At 46.3% G+C, this 21944-nt stretch carries 22 protein-coding genes; all 22 read left to right on the forward strand.

Annotated elements, in window-relative coordinates; genetic code table 11:
• Window positions 1-16 precede the first annotated feature (16 nt).
• Complete coding sequence (upp, locus tag KHA99_RS09040) at window positions 17-646, forward strand: uracil phosphoribosyltransferase (protein WP_213117131.1); 630 nt, start codon at window positions 17-19, stop codon at window positions 644-646.
• A 1153-nt stretch (window positions 647-1799) separates the two neighbouring features.
• On the forward strand, window positions 1800-4124 hold the full coding sequence (locus KHA99_RS31170) for a S8 family serine peptidase (protein ID WP_213117132.1): 2325 nt from the start codon (window positions 1800-1802) through the stop codon (window positions 4122-4124).
• A gap of 361 nt (window positions 4125-4485) precedes the next feature.
• Window positions 4486-4710, forward strand: a complete 225-nt coding sequence (locus KHA99_RS09050; RefSeq protein ID WP_213117962.1) for an AtpZ/AtpI family protein — start codon at window positions 4486-4488, stop codon at window positions 4708-4710.
• A gap of 2 nt (window positions 4711-4712) precedes the next feature.
• Window positions 4713-5087 carry an ATP synthase subunit I gene (locus KHA99_RS09055; protein ID WP_213117133.1) on the forward strand — a complete coding sequence of 125 codons (375 nt, stop codon included), beginning with the start codon at window positions 4713-4715 and terminating at the stop codon, window positions 5085-5087.
• 21 nt (window positions 5088-5108) lie between these two features.
• Entirely contained in the window at window positions 5109-5822 is a 714-nt protein-coding gene (gene atpB, locus KHA99_RS09060; protein WP_213117134.1) for a F0F1 ATP synthase subunit A, read from the forward strand.
• 56 nt (window positions 5823-5878) lie between these two features.
• A complete protein-coding gene (gene atpE / locus KHA99_RS09065) occupies window positions 5879-6091 on the forward strand; it encodes a F0F1 ATP synthase subunit C (RefSeq protein WP_027323467.1) in 213 nt (70 codons plus the stop codon).
• Window positions 6092-6199: 108 nt separating this feature from the next.
• Entirely contained in the window at window positions 6200-6730 is a 531-nt protein-coding gene (locus KHA99_RS09070; protein WP_213117135.1) for a F0F1 ATP synthase subunit B, read from the forward strand.
• Complete coding sequence (locus tag KHA99_RS09075; RefSeq protein WP_213117136.1) at window positions 6727-7263, forward strand: F0F1 ATP synthase subunit delta; 537 nt, start codon at window positions 6727-6729, stop codon at window positions 7261-7263. The genes KHA99_RS09070 and KHA99_RS09075 overlap by 4 nt, the downstream gene beginning before the upstream one ends.
• Before the next feature lie 203 nt (window positions 7264-7466).
• Window positions 7467-8978, forward strand: a complete 1512-nt coding sequence (gene atpA / locus KHA99_RS09080) for a F0F1 ATP synthase subunit alpha (RefSeq protein ID WP_213117137.1) — start codon at window positions 7467-7469, stop codon at window positions 8976-8978.
• Between the two features lie 90 nt (window positions 8979-9068).
• Window positions 9069-9926: an ATP synthase F1 subunit gamma gene (gene atpG / locus KHA99_RS09085; RefSeq protein WP_213117138.1), complete on the forward strand. Its 858-nt coding sequence runs from the start codon at window positions 9069-9071 to the stop codon at window positions 9924-9926.
• 193 nt (window positions 9927-10119) lie between these two features.
• A complete protein-coding gene (atpD, locus tag KHA99_RS09090) occupies window positions 10120-11541 on the forward strand; it encodes a F0F1 ATP synthase subunit beta (protein WP_213117139.1) in 1422 nt (473 codons plus the stop codon).
• 21 nt (window positions 11542-11562) lie between these two features.
• Window positions 11563-11970, forward strand: a complete 408-nt coding sequence (locus tag KHA99_RS09095; RefSeq protein ID WP_213117140.1) for a F0F1 ATP synthase subunit epsilon — start codon at window positions 11563-11565, stop codon at window positions 11968-11970.
• Between the two features lie 749 nt (window positions 11971-12719).
• Window positions 12720-13094, forward strand: a complete 375-nt coding sequence (locus tag KHA99_RS09100) for an NADH-quinone oxidoreductase subunit A (RefSeq protein ID WP_213117141.1) — start codon at window positions 12720-12722, stop codon at window positions 13092-13094.
• Window positions 13085-13597 carry a NuoB/complex I 20 kDa subunit family protein gene (locus KHA99_RS09105; RefSeq protein WP_213117142.1) on the forward strand — a complete coding sequence of 171 codons (513 nt, stop codon included), beginning with the start codon at window positions 13085-13087 and terminating at the stop codon, window positions 13595-13597. The genes KHA99_RS09100 and KHA99_RS09105 overlap by 10 nt, the downstream gene beginning before the upstream one ends.
• A 3-nt stretch (window positions 13598-13600) precedes the next feature.
• Window positions 13601-14959, forward strand: a complete 1359-nt coding sequence (locus KHA99_RS09110) for an NADH-quinone oxidoreductase subunit C (protein WP_213117143.1) — start codon at window positions 13601-13603, stop codon at window positions 14957-14959.
• 3 nt (window positions 14960-14962) lie between these two features.
• Window positions 14963-16063: an NADH-quinone oxidoreductase subunit D gene (locus KHA99_RS09115; protein WP_213117144.1), complete on the forward strand. Its 1101-nt coding sequence runs from the start codon at window positions 14963-14965 to the stop codon at window positions 16061-16063.
• The gene (gene nuoH / locus KHA99_RS09120; RefSeq protein ID WP_213117145.1) at window positions 16063-17067 is read left to right on the forward strand and encodes an NADH-quinone oxidoreductase subunit NuoH; all 1005 of its coding nucleotides are present in this window, start codon (window positions 16063-16065) and stop codon (window positions 17065-17067) included. Before KHA99_RS09115 ends, nuoH begins: the two co-directional genes overlap by 1 nt.
• Window positions 17068-17146: 79 nt before the next feature.
• Window positions 17147-17566 (forward strand): NADH-quinone oxidoreductase subunit NuoI, encoded by a 420-nt coding sequence (nuoI, locus tag KHA99_RS09125; RefSeq protein WP_213117146.1) that lies wholly within the window; start codon window positions 17147-17149, stop codon window positions 17564-17566.
• Complete coding sequence (locus KHA99_RS09130; protein ID WP_213117147.1) at window positions 17563-18090, forward strand: NADH-quinone oxidoreductase subunit J; 528 nt, start codon at window positions 17563-17565, stop codon at window positions 18088-18090. Before nuoI ends, KHA99_RS09130 begins: the two co-directional genes overlap by 4 nt.
• Window positions 18087-18401 carry an NADH-quinone oxidoreductase subunit NuoK gene (gene nuoK / locus KHA99_RS09135; protein ID WP_213117148.1) on the forward strand — a complete coding sequence of 105 codons (315 nt, stop codon included), beginning with the start codon at window positions 18087-18089 and terminating at the stop codon, window positions 18399-18401. The genes KHA99_RS09130 and nuoK overlap by 4 nt, the downstream gene beginning before the upstream one ends.
• A 169-nt stretch (window positions 18402-18570) precedes the next feature.
• The gene (nuoL, locus tag KHA99_RS09140; protein WP_213117149.1) at window positions 18571-20439 is read left to right on the forward strand and encodes an NADH-quinone oxidoreductase subunit L; all 1869 of its coding nucleotides are present in this window, start codon (window positions 18571-18573) and stop codon (window positions 20437-20439) included.
• Entirely contained in the window at window positions 20436-21941 is a 1506-nt protein-coding gene (locus KHA99_RS09145) for an NADH-quinone oxidoreductase subunit M (RefSeq protein ID WP_213117150.1), read from the forward strand. The genes nuoL and KHA99_RS09145 overlap by 4 nt, the downstream gene beginning before the upstream one ends.
• Window positions 21942-21944: the final 3 nt, after the last annotated feature.

Raw genomic sequence — 21944 nt, forward strand, 5'->3', positions numbered from 1 at the left:
TAAAGGGGCGATCATTGTGGCGAAGGTATACGTTTTTGACCATCCACTGATTCAGCATAAACTTACTTACATACGCGACAAACATACGGGAACAAAGGAATTCCGCGAGCTGGTCGACGAGGTGGCAACCTTGATGGCGTTTGAAATCACAAGAGACATGCCGCTTGAAGAAACAAACATTGAAACACCTGTATGTCCGGCAAAATCGAAGATTCTTTCTGGTAAAAAAATCGGCCTTGTGCCAATTTTGCGCGCTGGTATTGGCATGGTGGACGGAATCTTGAAATTAATTCCGGCTGCGAAAGTCGGCCATATCGGTCTGTACCGCGATCCGGAAACGCTAAAGCCGGTTGAATATTACGTCAAGCTTCCAAGTGATGTTGAAGAGCGCGACTTTATCGTAGTTGACCCGATGCTCGCAACTGGCGGCTCAGCCGTTGAAGCGATTCATGGCTTGAAAAAGCGGGGAGCCAAAAATATCAAATTTATGTGTTTGATTGCCGCACCAGAAGGCGTTGAAGCTCTTAAAGAGGCGCACCCTGACGTCGACATTTACATCGCTGCCCTTGACGAGAAGTTAAACGACCACGGCTATATCGTACCAGGACTTGGCGATGCTGGAGACCGGTTGTTTGGGACGAAATAATTCTTAAAAATTACCTGAGCCAGGCGCTGAACGCCTGGCTTTTTGTGTGGAATTCCGCGTGAAAAAGGGGGGTGGAAAGTAAAATAGGGATATTGGAAAGTATTTTGCCAAAAATGGATAGTAAAATGATAAAAGTGGAAAGTATTCGTTCCAATTTGGATAGTAAATGCCCCAATTCGGAAAGTATATCCAAATAAATGGTAACTCTTCAAAAAAGGTAATTGAAAAGTTACCTGTTCCAGGCTGAATGCCTGGCTTTTTGTGTGGAATTTCGCGTGAGGGGTGGAAAGTAAAATAGGGATATTGGAAAGTATTTCGCCAAAAAGTGTAAGTAAAACGCTCAAAGTGGAAAGTATCCGATCCAATTCGGATAGTAAATGCCCCAATTCGGAAAGTATATCCAAATAAATGGAAACTCCTAGAAAAAGGTAATTGAAAAGTTACCTGAGCCAGGCTGAACGCCTGGCTTTTTGTGTGGAATTCCGCGTGAAAAATGACGTTGGAAAGTAAAATAGGGATATTGGAAAGTATTTCGCAAAAAGTGTAAGTAAAACGCTTAAAGTGGAAAGTATCCGTTCCAATTTGGATAGTAAATGCCCCAATTCGGAAAGTAAATCCAAATAAATGGTAACTCTTCAAAAAAGGTAATTGAAAAGTTACCTGTTCCAGGCTGAATGCCTGGCTTTTTGTGTGGAATTCCGCGTGAAAAATGACGTTGGAAAGTAAAATAGGGATTTTGGGAAGTATTTTGCCAAAAATGGATAGTAAAATGATAAAAGTGGAAAGTATTCGTTCCAATTTGGAAAGTAATAGCCTCAAATCAGAAAGTATATCCAAATAAATGGGGAATTTTCAAAAGAGGTCATTAAAAATTACTTGAGCCAGGCTGTACGCCTGGCTTTATCTGTGGAATTCCGCGTGAAAAAGGGGGGTGGAAAGTAAAATAGGGATATTAGAAAGTATTTCGCCAAAAAGTGTAAGTAAAATGATAAAAGTGGAAAGTATCCGACCTAATTAGGAAAGTAAACCAAAAAATCGGAAAGTAAATCCAAAAATTGTAAATACGCAACAAAAATAACGAGCCATAATCCAAGTCGACCTGCATACTTTCCCCTCCTAAAGAAAACGATATGGAAAAAAGGGGGATTTTCACATGAAATTGGTACTGGCAATGCTTCTTGCGCTCGGAACTGTAAATATTGGGACCACCGGCATCCCGACCAAAATCCTAATTCATCCCCCAATCCAAAAATCAATAAAGGATACTGTCGCCATCGTCATGCTTGACCATCCGAAAACAGAACAGGAAATCAAGCAGCTGCTCGCGCCCTATAAAGACATCAAGCTGCGCCGCGTATACCAGAAGGCCATTGACGGTTTCTCGATTCAAGGGCCGCCAAGTGCAATCGCCCGTTTAGAGGCACAGACCCAGAACCGCCAGCAAACTCAAATCCAACATGTCTCCCCGGTTACAGAGTATCGGGTCGAGACCGAGGAAAGTGTGAAAATCATTGGCGGCGAGGAGGCACGCGGCTTTTTTTCAAAAAGGAATGAACGGCTGACTGGCCGCGGCGTCACGGTCGGGGTAATCGATACCGGGGTGGATTACACCCATCCGGATCTCGCCCGGAATTATGCGGGCGGCCATGACCTTGTCGATAACGACCAAGACCCAATGGAAACTCTCATGCAAGGCAGAGCGACCATCCACGGCACCCATGTCGCTGGCATTATTGCCGCCAATGGAAAAATTAAAGGCGTGGCCCCGGAGGCAAAAATCGTTGCGTACCGCGCACTTGGTCCAGGCGGCGGGGGGACGACGGAGCAGGTGCTGGCCGCGATTGACCAGGCCATCAAGGACAAGGTCGACATCATGAACCTTTCGCTTGGCAACAGCATTAACGGTCCCGACCTGCCGATCAGCCAGGCGCTTGACCGTGCTGTTGAGAATGGGATCGTCGCGGTCGCGGCATCGGGGAATTCCGGACCGAATGTGTGGACGGTCGGTTCTCCTGGAACATCCGCGAAGGCGATTTCAGTTGGAGCCTCGACGCCGACAATGGAAATCCCTCAGCTTTTAATAGAAGGAATGCAAAATCTGCTTCGGGTCCAGCCGATGGAGGGGTCGGGGGATTGGTCACTTGACCGGACGCTTCCAATCGTCGACGGCGGCATCGGCCAACCGAACGAACTCGAGAACGTTCAGGGGAAAATCGTTCTAATGAAGCGCGGCGAATTGACTTTTTCGGAAAAAGCAAAAAATGCCCATGAAGCGGGGGCCAAGGCGGTGGTGGTCGCTAACAATCTTAAGGGCACCTTCATCGGCAATCTCGATGCGCCGGCTGCAATACCGATTGGGTCGATTACCAAAAGCGAGGGTGAATTTTTACGAAAAAAATTAAAAAACACCAGCTTGACGGCAAGACTCAAAGTAAACGAGGAAATTGACCAGCTCGCCGATTTCAGTTCCAGAGGGCCCGTCACGGATACATGGGATATCAAACCGGACCTTGTCGCCCCAGGGGTGGCCATCAATTCGACAATTCCCGGCGGCTACTTAAGCCTGCAGGGGACGAGCATGGCAGCACCGCATGTGGCCGGCGCCTGCGCACTGATCAAGCAGGCCCACCCGGACTGGACACCGGAGCAGATTAAAGCGGCGTTGATGAATACCGCCAAACCGCTGACAAAGGAACCTGGAGAGCCAAGCAGCACGAGCCTGGGAGAAACAACCCGCAAACCAATCCGAATTGATCCAATCGGCGGCATCAACAAAGGTAAAACCCAACTTACCCCTGGACCCTATTATCGTACGTACGAGCAGGGGGCCGGCCGCATCCAGGTGGATGATGCGATCCAGACGGAATCGCTGGTCATGCCGGGCAGCATTCGGTTCGGAAAGTTTAGCAGCCTGAAAAATGTTCATAAAGCCCAATTAAAAGTCGAAAATATCAGCGCCAAACCGCGACGCTACACGTTTGACATTCCACAGCACATCGACGGCCTGGAGTGGCGCTTCCCGCTAGCTTTCACATTGGATCCAGAGGAGTCACGCGACATTATCGTGGAGCTTGCCGTCGACCCGCAGATTTTTAAAGGGAAAATTCACGATGGCTTTCTAACCTTGCATGCCGGGAGCCAGTCCATCCATATACCGTTTTTGTATGTTCTCGAGGAGCCGGGCTACCCAAGGGTTATGGGCTTTGATTTTGCAGAAGGAGATGAGCCGGGTACTTACCAGTACGAGGTCTACGTCCCGGGGGGAGCGGAGGAGTTTGGAATCGCCCTATTCAACCCTGACGATTACCGCTTTGTCGGCTTTCTCGACACAAGCACCGATGTAAAGAAGGGACTGATCCGTAAATCCTTCAAAGCTGAAGACCTCCCATTCGAAGGCACCTACCGCGCCAAAGTCTTCGCCAAAAAGGCCGGCAAAGAGGATTTTATTGAAACGATGATTTCAATTTATAAAAATTAAGACAAAAAATTGGGGCGGCAATCGAGGTGAGAATGCTGCCCGTTATTCCACTTAACCTTTGAGAAATTTTTTAAAAAGTCAGAATCAAATGTTCACAAAATGGACACAAAATAGCCAAAAAAACTTCAAAAATTACAATACAATAAGAGTGTTAACTTTCACTTCCAAATCGCAAAAAAATTGGGAAATTGTTTGTGGAATAATTCACGTAAATTCATTGACAATGCATGGTGCCTATTGTATGCTAACAAAGGGTGTGGATGGTAGGGTTTTCATCGAAATTTAATTTGACAAAATCCCTCGCATGATTTATCATAATCACCTTTTTGTTTTTCATTCTCTAGACAGTGAGGATGATTTTATTATGCAAAAGAACCGCAATCCTTTTCAAGCCATGGCTTTAATGTCTGCTATTGTTTCCCAGCTGGTCGGCTCCATCCTTATTGGCATTTTTGCCGGAAGATGGCTGGACGAAAAGTGGGGTACAGAACCAATATTCTTAATAATCGGACTGCTCCTGGGTCTTGCGGCAGGGGTTTATTCTATGCTTGTCTCAATCCGCCATTTCTATTCAGGAGATAAATAACAATGCCAGATTTCAGAGAAATGTACAACAGGCAGAGAAAATGGATGTTTTACTTGTTGTCCATCTATGTTCTTGGCTGGGGCTTCACTACATACAAAACGGCTTTCCTTGGGTTGATCCTTGGGACATGCTTTAGCTTCATTATGCTTTGGATGTTAGTGAGAAAAACAGAGAAATTCGACAAAGCCGTCTCGGCAGGAAAAAAGGTCAAATCATTGGGCTCGCTGCAAAGAATGGCGATCGCAGCAATTGCGGTAATGATTGCGTTAGAATACCCTGATTATTTTCAAATAGTCAGTGTTGTTTTGGGACTAATGACATCCTATATTGTCATTATGATAGATTATTTTTATCATGCTCTGCATGCTCAAAAGTGAAGGGAAGCGAGGTGAGTTTATATGCATCATGGGGCTCCTGAGTTTGAATTGTTTGGTCTCTGGTTTAACGGGGCAAACGTTCTTATGATCACAATTGCAAGTGCAATTGTCTTTCTTATTGCCGTATTAGCAACCCGCAAGCTGGCAATGAAACCTACGGGGATGCAAAACTTTATGGAATGGGTGATGGACTTTGTAAAAGGCATCATCAACAGCACAATGGATTGGAAAGAAGGCGGGCGATTCCACATCCTGGGGATTACATTAATCATGTATATTTTTGTATCAAATATGCTGGGTCTTCCTTTCGCAATCGTCGTTGACGATAAGCTTTGGTGGAAATCACCGACAGCTGACCCGATTATTACGTTAACCCTAGCGGTCATGATTTTGGGTCTAACCCATTATTACGGCGTCAAGCTAAAGGGCGCAAAAGGATATGGAGAAGGTTTCTTCACTCCAATGAAATTCTTATTCCCGTTAAAGATTATCGAGGAATTTGCGAACACATTGACGCTTGGTCTGCGTCTTTACGGTAACATTTACGCTGGTGAATTGCTTCTATCGCTCTTGGCAGCGGGATTAGCACACCAAGGAATCGCCGGCACAATCGCCGCTATTCCGCTAACACTTGTATGGCAAGGCTTCTCGATCTTCGTCGGATCCATCCAAGCGTACATCTTTACTATGTTAACGATGGTTTATATGGCACACAAAGTGAGTCATGACCATTAATATATTTTTTTATAAAAAATAAAACATATTTATACATTTTAAGGAGGAACAAAATAATGAATCTTATAGCAGCAGCAATTGCAATTGGTCTAGCAGCAGTAGGCGCAGGTATTGGTAACGGTCTTATCGTAGGACGTACAGTTGAAGGTATCGCTCGTCAGCCAGAAGCACGTGGTTTACTACAAACTACAATGTTCATCGGGGTTGCGTTAGTAGAAGCATTACCGATCATCGGCGTTGTTATCGCGTTCATGGTCTTAAACCGCTAAAATTAAAAAACTCCAGATGGCGAAGAGACATTCATCTAACTTCGCCATTCATTTATGTTCGTTTATGCATTTCTAGTGTGAGCAACTCTTGAAAGGAGTGAACCCAGGGTGTTAACAAGCAGTTTAGTATTAGGTGCAGCCGAGCAAGCGGGCGGCCACGTTAATTATGGAGATATCTTCTTCCAACTGATCGTGTTTATTGTCCTCTTGGCATTGCTGAAAAAGTTTGCGTGGGGTCCATTAATGGGCATCATGAAACAGCGCGAAGAGCATATTGCAAGTGAAATCAACGCAGCTGAAGAAAGCCGCGGAGAAGCGAAGAAGCTTTTAGAAGAACAAAGAAATCTTTTAAAAGAAGCCCGTGCAGAAGCACAGAGCTTAATTGAAAGTGCGAAAAAGCAAGGCGATATCCAGCGTGAGGAAATCATCGCAGCGGCCCGACAAGAAGCGGAACGCCAAAAGGATGCTGCCAAGCTTGAAATCGAACAGCAGAAAGAAAAAGCTGTTGCCGCTATTCGCGAACAAGTGGCTTCATTGTCTGTGTTAATTGCTTCTAAAGTAATTGAAAGAGAATTATCTCAAGCGGACCAAGATGCGCTTATTAACGAATATATTAAAGAGGCAGGAGAAGGGCGATGAGCAACCAACTAGTAGCAAAACGCTACGCGTCGGCTCTTTTTCAAATTGCAAAGGAACAGCAGATTCTAAGTACAGTGGAAGAAGAACTTCGTGTAGTCAAGGAAGTTTTACAATACAATCCTGATTTAAAAGCTGTTCTCAAATCTTCGAAGCTTCCTATTGAAAAGAAAAAAGAGATTGTGAAAAACGCTTTTACATCTGTTAATCAATATGTCTTAAATACAGTATTGATCCTAATCGAACGTCATCGTGAAGGCGAAATCGTGGAAGTTGTGAATCAATTCACGGAGCTGACAAATGATGAACTCGGCATTGCCGAAGCGGAAGTTACCAGCATCCGCCCGCTTTCAGACGCGGAGCGTGAAGCTATTTCTGCCACATTTGCAGCTAAGATTGGGAAGAAATCATTACGAATTGAAAATATCGTGGATTCTGATTTGCTCGGAGGCGTTATGCTTCGCATCGGAAACCGTATATATGATGGATCATTACGCGGCAAGCTAAGCCGTTTAGAACGTAAATTGTTAAGCTAAAACGAAAAGCGGAAGCGACCGTTTAGTGGCGTATGGCCTGGAGCGCTTCGACTGAGATAAAGGAAACACGAAGAGCGATAGCGCATTCGTGCTTGACTTATCGTAGGGAGAAGAGCGAAGGACACTAGCCGCTGGGAGCTGGAGCTGGACAATTCTCAAAGTAAAATGTGTACGAAAAGTATCGTAGAATAGGGGTGAAACTCATGAGCATCAAAGCTGAAGAAATCAGTGCCCTGATAAAGCAACAGATTGAAAACTATCAGGCAGAAATTCAAGTGACCGATGTTGGTACTGTTATCTCCGTTGGTGACGGTATCGCACGTGTCCATGGTCTTGACAATGTCATGGCCGGAGAACTTGTTGAATTCTCAAACGGCGTTATGGGTATGGCGCAAAACCTTGAAGAGAATAACGTTGGTATCATTATCTTAGGACCTTTCACTGACATCAAAGAAGGTGACGAGGTTCGCCGTACAGGACGCATCATGGAGGTTCCGGTTGGTGAGGAACTAATTGGACGTGTAGTTAACTCATTAGGACAACCAATCGATGGCATGGGTCCAATCAATGCAAAGAAAACCCGCCCTGTTGAGCAAGTAGCAACTGGCGTTATGGCTCGTAAATCCGTTCATGAGCCGCTGCAAACTGGTATTAAAGCGATTGACGCACTAGTGCCAATCGGACGTGGACAGCGTGAGTTAATCATTGGTGACCGTCAAACAGGTAAAACATCCGTTGCAATCGATACAATCATCAACCAAAAAGGTCAAAACATGATCTGTATCTATGTTGCGATTGGACAAAAAGAATCAACAGTACGTAACGCCGTTGAATCACTTCGTAAAAATGGCGCATTAGAATACACGATCGTTGTTTCTGCATCTGCATCACAGCCTGCTCCAATGCTATTCTTAGCACCATATGCAGGGGTTGCAATGGGTGAAGAATTTATGTTCAACGGTAAGCACGTATTAATCGTATATGATGATTTAACAAAGCAGGCATCTGCCTATCGTGAGCTTTCCTTGTTACTTCGCCGTCCTCCAGGCCGTGAAGCATATCCAGGGGATGTATTCTACTTACACTCACGCTTACTTGAGCGCGCTGCGAAATTAAATGATGAGCTTGGCGCTGGTTCTATCACAGCATTGCCATTTATCGAAACACAAGCAGGTGACGTTTCTGCTTATATCCCAACAAACGTTATCTCCATCACTGATGGACAGATTTTCTTACAATCCGACCTCTTCTTCTCTGGCGTACGTCCAGCGATCAACGCAGGTCTTTCCGTTTCCCGTGTAGGGGGTTCTGCGCAAATCAAGGCAATGAAAAAGGTTGCCGGTACATTGCGTCTTGACCTTGCATCCTACCGTGAATTAGAAGCATTTGCTCAGTTCGGTTCTGACCTTGATAAGGCAACTCAAGCAAAGCTTAACCGCGGTGCGCGTACAGTTGAGGTTCTAAAGCAGGATCTTAACAAGCCGCTATCTGTTGAAAAGCAAGTTATGATTCTATATGCATTAACTCGCGGTTTCCTTGATGATATTCCAGTACAGGATATTCGCCGTTTTGAAGGAGAATTCCATAGCTGGTTAGACCACAACCGTAAAGATTTGTTAGACCAAATCACGACTACGAAGGATCTTCCGAAAGACGATGATATGGCTAAAGCAATCAACGACTTTAAAAAGACGTTTGCTGCTTCTGAGCAATAAGGTCTAGCAATATGAACGGCGGCGATGGTTTCGGACCCGGTGTCTTTAGCCATCGCCTGACATTCTTTGAATGAGGGTGGTGAGAACCTAATGGCTTCATTACGCGATATAAAAACGCGGATTAATTCGACGAAAAAGACAAGTCAAATTACAAAGGCAATGGAAATGACTTCTGCTGCGAAGTGGAATCGCGGTGTTATGAACGCAAAATCATTCGTGCCTTATATGGAAAAAATTCAGGAAGTTACTGCATCGATTGCCCTTGGTGCAGGCGGCGTGAGTCATCCGATGCTGACCCATCGTCCTGTAAAAAAGACAGGCTACATCGTGATCACATCCGACCGCGGTCTTGCTGGTGCGTTTAACAGTAACGTAATCCGCCGTGTCCATCAAACAATCAAAAGCCGTCATACATCCAATGACGAGTTTGCGATTATTGCGATTGGCCGAGTGGGGCGTGACTTTTTTGTGAAGCGGGGTTACAACGTTGTCCTTGACATTATCGGGGTTAACGACCAGCCGAGCTTCCAAGATATTAAAGACATTGCAAGCACAACTGTCGGCATGTTCTCTGATGGAACATTCGATGAATTATATGTTTATTACAGCCACTATATCAGTGCAATTTCGCAGGAAGTAAATGAGAAGAAATTGCTTCCATTAACGGATATTTCAACTTCTCACAAGCTCACTTCCTATGAGTTTGAGCCAAGTGCAGAAGAGATTTTAGAAGTCCTTCTTCCACAATACGCGGAAAGCTTGATTTATGGTGCACTGTTAGACAGTAAAGCAAGTGAACACGCTGCCCGGATGACCGCAATGCGTAACGCAACCGACAATGCGCACGAACTGATCCGCGGCCTGACATTAAGCTTCAACCGTGCCCGCCAAGCGGCGATCACGCAGGAAATCACGGAAATCGTCGGCGGTGCCGCAGCGTTAGAATAAAAAGAAAAGCGGAAGCGCCTTGCACAGGGGCGACAGGCATAAGTCGAGCCGGCGAGAAGGCTGCTCTTTAGCCTTCTTGACGGATTGGCTTATGACCCCGAGCCCCTAGGCGCTGCAGCTAGACAACAATAAGTTTGGTGCCTGACACCAATTTGATAGTTTTTTGCAAAGAGTAAGTTAGGAGGGAAAAATGATGAGCAAAGGACATGTTCTTCAGGTTATGGGTCCGGTTGTTGACGTTAAGTTCGAAAATGGTCATCTTCCTGAGATCTATAATGCGCTTAAAGTCGTAAGAAAAGCGCAAAATGCATCTGAAGTAGATATTAACCTAACCCTTGAAGTAGCCCTTCATTTAGGTGATGATACTGTTCGTACAATCGCGATGGCATCTACTGATGGTGTAACCCGCGGTTTAGAAGTAGAAGATACTGGTAAGCCAATTTCCGTACCAGTTGGGGAGCCAACACTTGGCCGCGTATTTAACGTACTAGGTGAAGCAATCGACTTAAAAGATGAAATCCCAGCAAGTGCACGCCGTGATTCCATTCACCGCGAAGCACCAACATATGAAAATCTTTCAACAGAGGTTGAAATTCTTGAAACTGGTATCAAGGTAGTTGACCTTCTTGCGCCATATATTAAGGGTGGTAAGATCGGTCTATTCGGTGGTGCCGGTGTAGGTAAAACCGTATTAATCCAGGAATTAATCAATAACATCGCGCAAGAGCACAGCGGTATTTCTGTATTCGCAGGTGTAGGTGAGCGTACTCGTGAAGGAAACGACCTTTACCACGAAATGACAGATTCCGGCGTTATCAAGCAAACAGCGATGGTATTCGGACAAATGAACGAGCCGCCAGGAGCACGTATGCGTGTTGCCTTGACTGGTTTGACAATGGCTGAATATTTCCGTGATGAGCAAGGACAAGACGTGTTATTGTTCATCGATAACATCTTCCGTTTCACACAAGCAGGTTCTGAGGTTTCTGCGTTACTTGGCCGTATGCCATCTGCCGTTGGTTACCAGCCGACACTTGCTACTGAAATGGGTAAATTGCAAGAACGTATTACTTCAACTAATAAAGGTTCTGTTACATCAATCCAAGCGATTTACGTACCAGCCGATGACTATACTGACCCGGCTCCGGCGACAACTTTCGCTCACTTAGATGCAACAACAAACCTTGAGCGTAAGCTTTCTGAAATGGGTATCTACCCTGCGGTGGATCCTCTTGCTTCTACTTCTCGTGCATTATCACCTGATATTGTTGGAGAAGAGCATTACAATGTTGCTCGTCAAGTACAGCAAACATTGCAAAAATATCGTGAATTACAGGATATCATCGCGATTCTAGGTATGGACGAACTTTCTGATGATGATAAGTTAGTCGTTGCCCGTGCGCGTCGTATCCAGTTCTTCTTATCACAAAACTTCCACGTTGCTGAACAGTTCACTGGTCAGCCAGGTTCATATGTACCTGTTAAAGAAACAGTTAAAGGATTCAAAGAAATCCTTGAAGGTAAATATGACCATCTTCCAGAAGATGCATTCCGTCTTGTTGGCCGCATTGAAGAAGTGGTTGAGGCCGCAAAACGCATGGGCGTAGAGGTCTAACCTTTCAGGGAGGGGTAAAATATGAAGACGATTAAAGTCAGTGTTGTAACTCCCGATGGTCCGGTTTATGAATCAGATGTGGAAATGGTGAGTACAAAAGCAAAAAGCGGCGAGCTAGGCATTTTGCCAGGTCACATTCCATTGGTGGCACCACTGGAAATCGGTGCTGTCCGTTTGAAATTGGCTGGCGGCAAACAAGAACAAATCGCTGTCAGTGGCGGCTTTTTAGAAGTCCGTCCTGAACAGGTAACTGTTCTTGCCCAGGCTGCAGAAAAGGCGTCAGATATCGATATAGAACGTGCGCAGCGTGCTAAGGAACGTGCCGAACAGCGTCTCCAGCAGGCGCAGCAGGAGCATGTCGACTTCAAACGTGCTGAATCAGCATTGCGCCGCGCGGTTAACCGTATAAATGTGGCGGGAAATCGATAATTTATAATACCGGTTGTAAAATACGGTTCTCGTACTTATATGTAAATACAATGAATCCAACCCCTTTGGCCGGCCTTAGATGCCGGTCGGAGGGGTTTTTATTTTTGTTGGGGGTTACGGATTGAGGCATGGGGACGGTTCTTATGCATCAAAAGAATATGGTGAGTTTTGTGAAGAGGAAAGTAAATTGATTGAATTGGAAAGTAAACTGATATAAATGGAAAGTAAATGGCCCAATCAGGAAAGTAAATATCTAAAAAGTGAAAGTAAGTACTCAAAAGCGGAAAGTATTTTAAATTAACTGGAAATTTCCCGCTATAAAAGTCTGCTTTCCAAGCTAAAATGAATGAATTTTGATTTTAGGAATATGAATGTATTGAGCGGGAAGTACAAACTGCGGAGCCAGGACGAATTTTTATGTGAAATACCAATCAAAAAGCAATTTTTCAAAAAGGTTTGGGTTAAAAATGACAAACCTCACTGACATGGGCGGGATTTTGGTTTTAAATAGGGGTAGTTGTCGAATCGAGAGGCATTGTGGGTGATAAAGAGGACCAAGTACCCAGAAAATTACTCAATAGAATACTTTTTTAAAGAGCTATTTTTAGGTATCCTAATTTTGGAAATTGAGTTTGTGAATAGATTTCCAAATTAAAGGATTGGCTTGTCGACATGGGTTTGTAACAATGCTATAATGAATTCGGTTACAATCTAATTAATGAAAATTTACAACATTGGAGGGGATAGGCATGGAACTTTTGAATGTATATCAGAATAATTATCTGATAGTTTTCGTGTTCCTATGTCTCGGGGTGTTGCTGCCGGTGGTGGCATTATATTTAGGTAAGCTTTTGCGTCCGCACAAACCTAGCGAAGCAAAGTTGACCACATATGAGAGCGGTGTTGAGCCATTTCACGATTCCCGTGTACAGTTCAATGTCCGCTATTATATTTTTGCCCTAATGTTTGTTATTTTTGATGTGGAAACGGTATTTTTATATCCATGGGCGGTTGCCTATGATAAGCTAGGCGTTTTCGCATTGATCGAAATGTTAATTTTCGTATTCTTGCTATTATTAGGCCTAGTGTATGCTTGGAAAAAGAAGGTGCTACGATGGATCTAAAACTAGATGGCGTTACCGATTTGGAGATGCAGGAGTTAAAACAGAATGTGTTTATGACTTCGCTGGAGCAAGTGAAGGCCTGGGCGCGAAGCAGTTCGCTGTACCCGGTGACATTTGGTCTGGCTTGTTGTGCGATAGAAATGATGGGCGTGGGTGCGGCTCACTACGACTTGGACCGGTTCGGATCGTTTTTCCGTCCGTCACCGCGTCAGTCTGACTGTATGATCGTTTCTGGAACAGTTACGAAAAAAATGGCACCGATTTTGCGCCGTTTATATGACCAGATGCCGGAACCTAAATGGGTGATCGCGATGGGGTCATGCGCAACCGCAGGCGGACCATACATAAAATCGTATTCCGTTGTCAAGGGTGTTGACCAGATTGTGCCGGTTGACGTGTATATCCCAGGTTGCCCGCCAAACCCAGCTGCCTTAATTTATGGAATCAATAAATTGAAGGAAAAAATTCGTTACGAAGCGAAGACTGGGAAGAAGGTGACCTGATAAATGAGCGGGGAAAAGGATCTCGAACAATTAAAGCGAGAGGCCGTGGCAAAGGCAAAGGCCGAGGCGGCAGCGAAACGAGCTGCCCGGGAAGCCGGACAGAAGCCGGCTGAATCAGCTGCGCCAAAGCAAGAGGAAACACCGGTTGAAGCGACACCTGCAGCTGGTTCAGGAGCAGGCGACGCTGATGATTTAGCGAAGAAAAAGGCCGCAGCCGCTGCGAAGGCGAAAGCAGCAGCGTTAGCGAAGAATAAACGTGAAGGCATCGCGGATGAAGAGCCAGCAGCAGAGGCCGCAGCACCAGCACCTGGAGTACCGGAAGCAGGAGCGGGCGACGCCGATGACCTAGCGAAGAAAAAAGCCGCAGCTGTAGCGAAAGCAAAAGCAGCCGCAGCAGCGAAACGGAAAGCGATGGAGCTAGCGGGTGGTGCAGACCAGGCCTCAGAACCTGCTGCTACACCAGAAGCACCGGAAGCAGCAGACGCAGGAGCAGGCGGCGACGCCGATGACCTAGCGAAGAAAAAAGCCGCAGCTGTAGCTAAAGCAAAAGCGGCCGCAGCAGCGAAACGGAAAGCAATGGAGCTAGCGGGCGGTGCAGACCAAGCCGCAGAACCTGCCGCAGAAGCAGGCGGAGACGACGCCAAAGCGAAAGCCGCAGCAGCGGCAAAAGCCAAGGCCGCCGCAGCAGCGAAGGCCAAAGCAGCGGCAGCAGCCAAAGCAAAACGTGAAGGCGGAGCGGAAGATGTACCAGCAGGCGATGATGAAAAAGCAAAAGCCATTGCCGCAGCGAAAGCGAAAGCAGCCGCTGTAGCAGCAGCGAAGGCCAAAGCGGCCGCAGCAAAAGGCGGTGCAGCCGGGGCAGGAGCAGCCGAGGCGAAGCCATCTCCGAACCAGCCGTACCTTGATAAGTACGTTAAAGTAATCGAAGAAAACATGGGTTCCGAAGTTTTAGAAGATTTTTATATTAATAAACTATCGAAGGATGTTCCAACCCTTGTGGTGAAGCGGGAAGCCTACTTTAAGCTTGCACAATTTTTAAAATATAATGAGCTGTTAGGTTTCGACTATTTATCAGAGCTACACGGAACTGACTTTGAAACACATATGGAAATTTATGTTCACTTATACTCATACAAAAACCGCCAATCCGTCGCCTTCAAGGTGAAGATTGACCGGAATGAGCCGATCATCGAATCCTTGCAGCCAGTTTGGGCGGGCGCTGACTGGCCTGAGTGTGAAGCATACGACTTACTTGGCATCAAGTTTACCGGGCATCCAAACCTGCACCGGATTATGCTTGGCGAAGAATGGGTTGGCTATCCACTGAGAAAAGACTATGAGCCGTATGATGTGGAGGTGTAACCAGTGATCAAAACAGAAGAAATGATGCTTAACGTAGGTCCTCAGCATCCAAGTACGCACGGCGTATTCCGGCTTGTCGTTAAACTCGACGGGGAAATCATTACCGAAGCACAGCCTGTCATCGGTTACCTGCACCGCGGGACTGAAAAATTGGCTGAGAACCTGCAATATACACAAATTATTCCGTACACCGACCGGATGGACTACCTGTCGGCGATGACCAACAACTACGTTATCTGTCACGCAGTAGAAACGATGATGGGCATCGAGATTCCAGAACGGGCGGATTTCCTGCGCGTGATTGCGATGGAATTGGGCCGTGTGGCGAGCCACCTGGTTTGGTGGGGTACATACCTGCTTGACCTTGGGGCAACATCACCGTTTATCTACGCCTTCCGCGAGCGGGAAATGATCATTAATATGCTAAACGAGCTTTCAGGCGGACGTTTGACATTCAACTACATGCGTGTCGGCGGCGTCAAGTGGGATGCGCCAGAGGGCTGGATTCAAAAAGTAAAAGAATTTATTCCGTATATGCGCGAACAGCTTGCCGGCTACCACAGCCTAGTAACAGGGAACGAGATTTTCCTAAACCGGGTAAAAGGGATTGGCCAGTATACAAAAGAAGACGCGCTGCAATACAGCTTGAGCGGTGTTAACCTGCGCTGTACCGGCGTGAAATGGGACCTGCGCAAAGACGAGCCGTATTCCATCTACAATCGCTTCGACTTTGATGTTCCGGTTCAGGAAAGCGGTGATGCCTGGGCGCGTTACCAATGCCGCATGGCGGAAATCGAAGAATCGTTGAAAATTTTAGAGCAGGCTGCTGAGCAGTTCCCAGAGGAAGGCGAGATTTTGGCGAAGGTGCCAAAAATCATCAAGGCGCCAAAAGGGGAAGCTTTTGTCAGAATTGAATCGCCGCGCGGGGAAATTGGCTGCTATATTTACAGCGACGGGAAAAAAGAACCGTACCGCTTAAAGTTTAGAAGACCATCTTTCTATAACTTGCAAATTCTTCCGAAGCTATTAAAGGGAGAAAACATTGCAAACATGATTGCCATTTTAGGCGCGATTGATATTGTCCTTGGAGAGGTGGACGGCTGATGATACAAGAGATGCTCCAGTCAAGTCCAGGTTGGTTTAACTTTATCTTCTTCTTTATCTTTGGACTTGTCTTACTATTAGTCGTATTAGGATTCGTTACGTACTCAATCTTAGCGGAACGGAAGGTCATGGGTTACATCCAGCTTCGCCACGGTCCGAACCAGCTCGGCGGACGCTTTGGACTATTGCAAACCGTTGCCGACGTTTTAAAGCTTTTATTAAAAGAAGATATCATCCCGAAAATGGCTGACCGTCCAATGTTTATTTTGGCGCCGGTTATCGCGTTTGCACCATCATTCATGGTGCTGGCAACCATTCCGTTTACTGACCGTTTTCAGTTCGCTGACCTTGGCGTCGGACTGCTCTACTATGTAGCTGTATCCGGATTGACGGTTTTCGGAATTCTGCTTGGAGGCTGGGCTTCCAACAACAAATACTCCTTGCTCGGGGGAGCGCGGGCAACAGCGCAGATGATTTCATATGAAATTCCGCTTGTTATGTCCGTTCTTGGCGTTATTTTATTATCGGGTAGCTTGAACTTAAATGATATCGTGCATGCCCAAAAGCACGGCTGGTTTATTTTACTGCAGCCAATCGGGTTTATCGTATTTTTAATCGCTTCGACTGCGGAACTGTCCCGGACACCGTTTGACCTTCCGGAATCAGAGTCCGAGCTTGTTGCCGGTTATCATACCGAGTACACCGGTTTCCGCTGGGCCTTCTTCATGCTGGCAGAATATGTGTATTTATTCGCAATGACTGCCTTAATTACGATATTATTCTTTGGCGGCTGGATGGCCCCATTCGGATTCCTTGACTTTATCCCGGGAGCGGTGTGGTTCTCGTTAAAGTTCTGCGTGATCTTGTTCCTTTATCTGTGGTTCCGAAGTACATTTCCACGGATGCGCGCCGACAAACTTATGGAGTTCGCCTGGAAAATCTTAATGCCAGTGGCGCTCGCAAACATCATGCTGACTGCCATTATCAAATCGTTGTTTTTTTAAAAAAAGAAATGGGTGTCAGGCACCGCTTTTGGGCACCACAAATTAATAGAAGTGAAAATTTTTAAAAGGGGTGAAAAACGTGCTTGGATTAGCTAAAGGCTTGAAGTATACCCTGAAGCAGTTGTCTCGTGAGAAGGTTACTTATGATTATCCGAATGAGCCGCTGCCGCTTCCGGACCGCTTCCGCGGGATTCAGAAGTTTTATCCGGAAAAATGTATCGTGTGTAATCAGTGTGCGAACATTTGCCCGACGGATTGCATTCAATTAACGGGTAAGAAGCATCCGGACCCGACGAAAAAAGGGAAAATCATCGACACATACGATATTAACTTTGAAATTTGTATCCTTTGCGATCTTTGTACCGAGGTCTGCCCGACAGAGGCCATCGTTATGACCAATAACTTTGAGCTGGCGGAATACAGCCGGGACATGTTATTTAAGAACCTTGAATATTTGGATGAGAACGACGACAACGTACGGCAGGTGAATAAAGCATGACATTAACAGGCGAGTTTTTCGCATTTATGGCCCTGGCGCTTGTGGCGATCATCGGCGGCGTGCTTTTACTGAATCTGAACAAAGTCGTACACATGGTCGTGGCCTTAATCTTCACATTCGTGGCCATTGCCGGAATCTACATTCTGCTCAATGCCGAATTCGTGGCAGCGGTGCAGGTGTTGATTTACTCCGGTGCGATTACGATCATCATGCTGTTCGGGATCATGTTAACGAAGCCGTACGATGATGAGGGTGAAAGTGCCTCTAATGGCAGCAAGTGGAGAAGGATCTTATTATTCCTAGGTGTTGTGGGTTTTGCGTTTGCCGTTTACGTCGGCATTTACAATTTCCCAATCGATCAGGTTCCTTCAAACCTGCATGAAAACAACACGCTGGAAGTTGGTAAAGCATTATACAGCAAATATATTATTCCGTTTGAATTTGTATCTGTTTTACTATTAGCATCTCTGATCGGAGCGATTATTTTAGCAAAACGAGAGGATAAGGAGGGGGATAGCAAATGAGTTCAGTCCCCGCTTCAGCGTTCCTGGCACTAGCACTCATTTTATTTTGCATCGGCTTATACGGTGCGCTTACAAAAAGAAATACCGTAATCGTGTTGATTTCCATTGAGTTGATGCTGAATGCTGTGAACATCAATCTCGTCACGTTCAGCAAATACGGGATGGCACCGTCCATCACCGGACAGGTTTTCGCGTTGTTCGCAATGGCCGTCGCTGCTGCCGAAGCAGCCGTAGGTCTGGCTATCCTAATGTCGCTTTACCGTAACAAGAAAACTGTTAATATTGACGAAATGGACCAAATGAAACACTAAAAAGTGGCAGATGGGCCCGGTCAGGCGGGCGTTGCCACTGTAACAATAGTGCACAGCACACTAAGGGTGTCAGGCACCGCGTGTGGACATTTGTCCGCCCACGGTAGACACGACGCCAATTTCGACTAATTCCGGGTGGGGCATTCAACCACCCAGACAAAGGATGATAATGATGGAAAATGCATGGCTTATACCGCTTTTCCCGCTATTATCGTTTTTGATCCTTCTTCTCATCGGTAAGCGGCTGAGGGAGGCGAGTGCGTATGTGGGGATTCTGCTTACGTTAGCATCGCTTGTTTTCTCAATTCTCGTGTTATTCGAACGCTTTACAGAGCCAACCTACATCACCAAGTTTGACTGGCTCACGATAGGAGATCTGCATCTAACAGCGGGCTTTGAAGTGAATCAATTAAATGCATTAATGCTGTTTATCGTATCGCTTGTCAGCTTTCTTGTACATACCTACTCCAAAGGGTACATGCATGGGGACGAGCGCTTTCCAGTGTTCTATGCATACTTAGGATTATTTACGTTTGCGATGCTCGGTCTCGTCATTTCGCCGAACCTGCTCCAAACTTATATTTTCTGGGAACTAGTCGGTGTCGGTTCGTTCCTATTAATCGGTTTTTATTTTTACAAAGAAGAAGCGAAGGCAGCGGCAAAGAAAGCCTTCATCATGACCCGGATCGGGGACGTTGGTCTCTTTATCGGGATGATTCTGATTTTCTGGCAAACGAAAAGCTTTGAGTACAGCGAAATTTTCAGAGCGGTTGAGGCTGGCGCTGTCTCACAAACGATGATTACCTTAACAGCGATCTTAATTTTTATCGGGGCGGTTGGTAAATCCGGTCAGTTCCCGCTTCATACATGGCTTCCAGACGCGATGGAAGGTCCGACACCAGTTTCGGCCTTAATCCACGCCGCCACAATGGTTGCCGCCGGGGTTTACTTGGTTGCTGCGCTTTTCCCGCTTTTCCAAGCGAGCCAAACAGCGCTGTTGACTGTAGCGACAATCGGTGCATTCACCGCGATTTTCGCAGCCAGCATCGGCCTTGTGCAGACGGATATTAAACGCGTTCTCGCGTATTCGACTGTTTCACAGCTTGGCTACATGATGCTCGCACTTGGTTCCGCCGGCTATGTGGCTGGTGTGTTCCACCTGATGACACATGCATTTTTCAAAGCATTGCTATTCTTGGCAGCCGGTTCCGTGATCCATGCGGTTCACACTCAGAACATCGAGGAAATGGGAGGCCTTTGGAAAAAATTAAAATTTACTGGTCCGTTATTCTTAATCGGAACACTCGCCATCAGCGGGGTACCGGGACTATCCGGTTTCTTCAGTAAAGATGAAATTTTAGTCGCAGCATGGGAAGGCGGCCATCCAGTGCTATTCCTATTAGCGTTAATCGCGGCGTTCTTTACCGCATTCTATATGTTCCGCCTGTTCTTCCTGGTGTTTACCGGCGAAGCGCGCGGCGAACAAAAACATGTTCACGAATCACCATCCTTGATGACCCTGCCAATGCTTGTCCTTGGCGTTCTGGCTATCATCGGCGGTTATGTGAACACACCATGGTTCGGTTCGTTCCTTGGCGATTGGCTTGTTGACGGCAACGAGGCACTTGGCCACGGCCATATCGAAGGTCCAGCCTGGATCATGATTGCCGCTACGGTCGTTTCCTTATTAGGAATCTACTTGGCATGGTTAATCTACGGAAAGCGCTCTGTCGCACGCGACTGGCTCAGCGGCGCAGGCGGCACACTGCATACCATTTTGCTTAACAAATATTATGTGGATGAATTCTATCAATTAATCGTCGTTAATTTTGTCAAAGGGTTCAGCTACTTCCTGCGCTTCATTGACGTGTTCTTAGTAGAAGGCATCGTCAAGGGTGTGGCCGGGTTCGTACAAGGGCTTGGCATAACAGGCTCGAAAATGCAGAATGGTCAGGTGCAAACCTACGGAGCAGTGGCCTTTATCGGACTCGCGGTACTCGCAGTCATCTTTGCATTAACAGGGGGGTACTTGAAATGAATTTATCTTGGGTTCTGACAACACTAGTATTCTCCCCTTTACTAGGTATTGTCGTTCTAGCTTTTATGCCAAAAACGCAGGAAAAAGCGATCAAGTTCGTCGGCTTCCTGGCAACTCTGCCGGCATTGGCCTTAGCGCTTGCAGCGTACGCTCATTATCTTGCCGGAAAAAAATTATCGGACTTCACAATTGGACATGAATGGATTCAATTCCGCGGCATGAGCGGCGATGCGCCAATTTTTTCAGTCTATTATGAGCTTGGCTTAAGCGGCTTCCAACTGCTGCTCGTCGTGTTAACTGCCGTTGTTGCAACACTTGCGGCCATTGCAGCAAGGTATGTGAAAAAAGAATGGAAAGGCTACTTCATGCTGTTCCTTCTTTTAGAAGTCGGCATGCTCGGCGTATTCACAGCGGAAAACTTAATCCTGTTCTTCATCTTTTTCGAAATTACGCTTATTCCAACTTTCTTCCTTATTGGAAAATGGGGTTATTTTGAAAAAGAAAAAGCAGCTTACAGCTTCTTAATCTATAACGGATTAGGTTCAGCGGTTCTGTTAATCGTCATCATGATTCTTTTTGCAAAAACAGGCACGACCAACATCGACCTGTTAACAAAAATCATGGCCGACCCAAGTGCGCCATTGTCTGGCGACTTGAAACTAGGTTTATTGATTTCCTTATTAATTGCGTTTGGCGTGAAATTGCCGATTTTCCCACTGCACAGCTGGATGTTGAAAGTTCACGTGCAGGCACCGCCATCCGTGGTTATGATTCACTCTGGGATTCTATTAAAAATCGGTGCGTACGGTTTAATCCGTTTCGGGATGGGAATTTTTCCAGCACAATTCGAAACGCTTGCAACTTTGATTGCCATTCTGGGCGTGATCAACCTGCTTTACGGTGCGTTCCTGGCGTTCATTCAATCTGACTTTAAAATGGTCTTGGCTTACTCATCGATTTCCCACATGGGTATCGTGCTAATCGGACTTGCGGCGATGAATGAAGCCGGCATCCAAGGTGCGATTTTTCAAGTGGTATCGCACGGTTTGATTTCAGCTTTATTGTTCTTCTTAGTGGGAGTTTTATACGAGCGGACCGACACGTCGCTTATCGAAAACCTCGGCGGTATAGCAAAGGGCATGCCGATTGCAGCCGGCTTCTTGTTGGCGGGCGCGATGGCATCGCTTGGTTTGCCGGGCATGTCGGGATTCGTCAGCGAATTCATGGCTTTCCTTGGACTGTTCAAAGAACTGCCATGGCTTGCCGCAGTCGGAACGATCGGCATCATAATGACCGCAGCGTACCTGCTTCGTGCCGTCTTAGGCATGACGTTTGGTAAGGCGCACCGCGAGTTCATTGGCTTCGTTGATTTGAAGGGCGTGGAATTCGTGCCGGTTGTGGTTTTGACAGCGTTAATTGTGTTAATTGGTGTTTACCCAAGTGTTCTAAGCTCACCGCTTCAAGCCACACTTGAGACTATCATGCTTGGGTTAGGAGGGTGATTA

This window comes from Neobacillus rhizophilus (genome assembly GCF_018343535.1).
GTDB classification, from domain to species: domain Bacteria; phylum Bacillota; class Bacilli; order Bacillales; family Cytobacillaceae; genus Neobacillus; species Neobacillus rhizophilus.

What these genes read in the sequence shown, in the direction of transcription:
- KHA99_RS31170 (WP_213117132.1), top strand. Translation starts at nt 1,800, where the DNA reads ATGAAATTGGTACTGGCAATGCTTCTTGCGCTCGGAACTGTAAATATT.
- KHA99_RS09055 (WP_213117133.1), top strand. Translation starts at nt 4,713, where the DNA reads ATGCCAGATTTCAGAGAAATGTACAACAGGCAGAGAAAATGGATGTTT.
- atpB (WP_213117134.1), top strand. Translation starts at nt 5,109, where the DNA reads ATGCATCATGGGGCTCCTGAGTTTGAATTGTTTGGTCTCTGGTTTAAC.
- atpE (WP_027323467.1), top strand. Translation starts at nt 5,879, where the DNA reads ATGAATCTTATAGCAGCAGCAATTGCAATTGGTCTAGCAGCAGTAGGC.
- KHA99_RS09075 (WP_213117136.1), top strand. Translation starts at nt 6,727, where the DNA reads ATGAGCAACCAACTAGTAGCAAAACGCTACGCGTCGGCTCTTTTTCAA.
- atpA (WP_213117137.1), top strand. Translation starts at nt 7,467, where the DNA reads ATGAGCATCAAAGCTGAAGAAATCAGTGCCCTGATAAAGCAACAGATT.
- atpG (WP_213117138.1), top strand. Translation starts at nt 9,069, where the DNA reads ATGGCTTCATTACGCGATATAAAAACGCGGATTAATTCGACGAAAAAG.
- atpD (WP_213117139.1), top strand. Translation starts at nt 10,120, where the DNA reads ATGAGCAAAGGACATGTTCTTCAGGTTATGGGTCCGGTTGTTGACGTT.
- KHA99_RS09095 (WP_213117140.1), top strand. Translation starts at nt 11,563, where the DNA reads ATGAAGACGATTAAAGTCAGTGTTGTAACTCCCGATGGTCCGGTTTAT.
- KHA99_RS09100 (WP_213117141.1), top strand. Translation starts at nt 12,720, where the DNA reads ATGGAACTTTTGAATGTATATCAGAATAATTATCTGATAGTTTTCGTG.
- KHA99_RS09105 (WP_213117142.1), top strand. Translation starts at nt 13,085, where the DNA reads ATGGATCTAAAACTAGATGGCGTTACCGATTTGGAGATGCAGGAGTTA.
- KHA99_RS09110 (WP_213117143.1), top strand. Translation starts at nt 13,601, where the DNA reads ATGAGCGGGGAAAAGGATCTCGAACAATTAAAGCGAGAGGCCGTGGCA.
- nuoH (WP_213117145.1), top strand. Translation starts at nt 16,063, where the DNA reads ATGATACAAGAGATGCTCCAGTCAAGTCCAGGTTGGTTTAACTTTATC.
- KHA99_RS09130 (WP_213117147.1), top strand. Translation starts at nt 17,563, where the DNA reads ATGACATTAACAGGCGAGTTTTTCGCATTTATGGCCCTGGCGCTTGTG.
- nuoK (WP_213117148.1), top strand. Translation starts at nt 18,087, where the DNA reads ATGAGTTCAGTCCCCGCTTCAGCGTTCCTGGCACTAGCACTCATTTTA.
- nuoL (WP_213117149.1), top strand. Translation starts at nt 18,571, where the DNA reads ATGATGGAAAATGCATGGCTTATACCGCTTTTCCCGCTATTATCGTTT.
- KHA99_RS09145 (WP_213117150.1), top strand. Translation starts at nt 20,436, where the DNA reads ATGAATTTATCTTGGGTTCTGACAACACTAGTATTCTCCCCTTTACTA.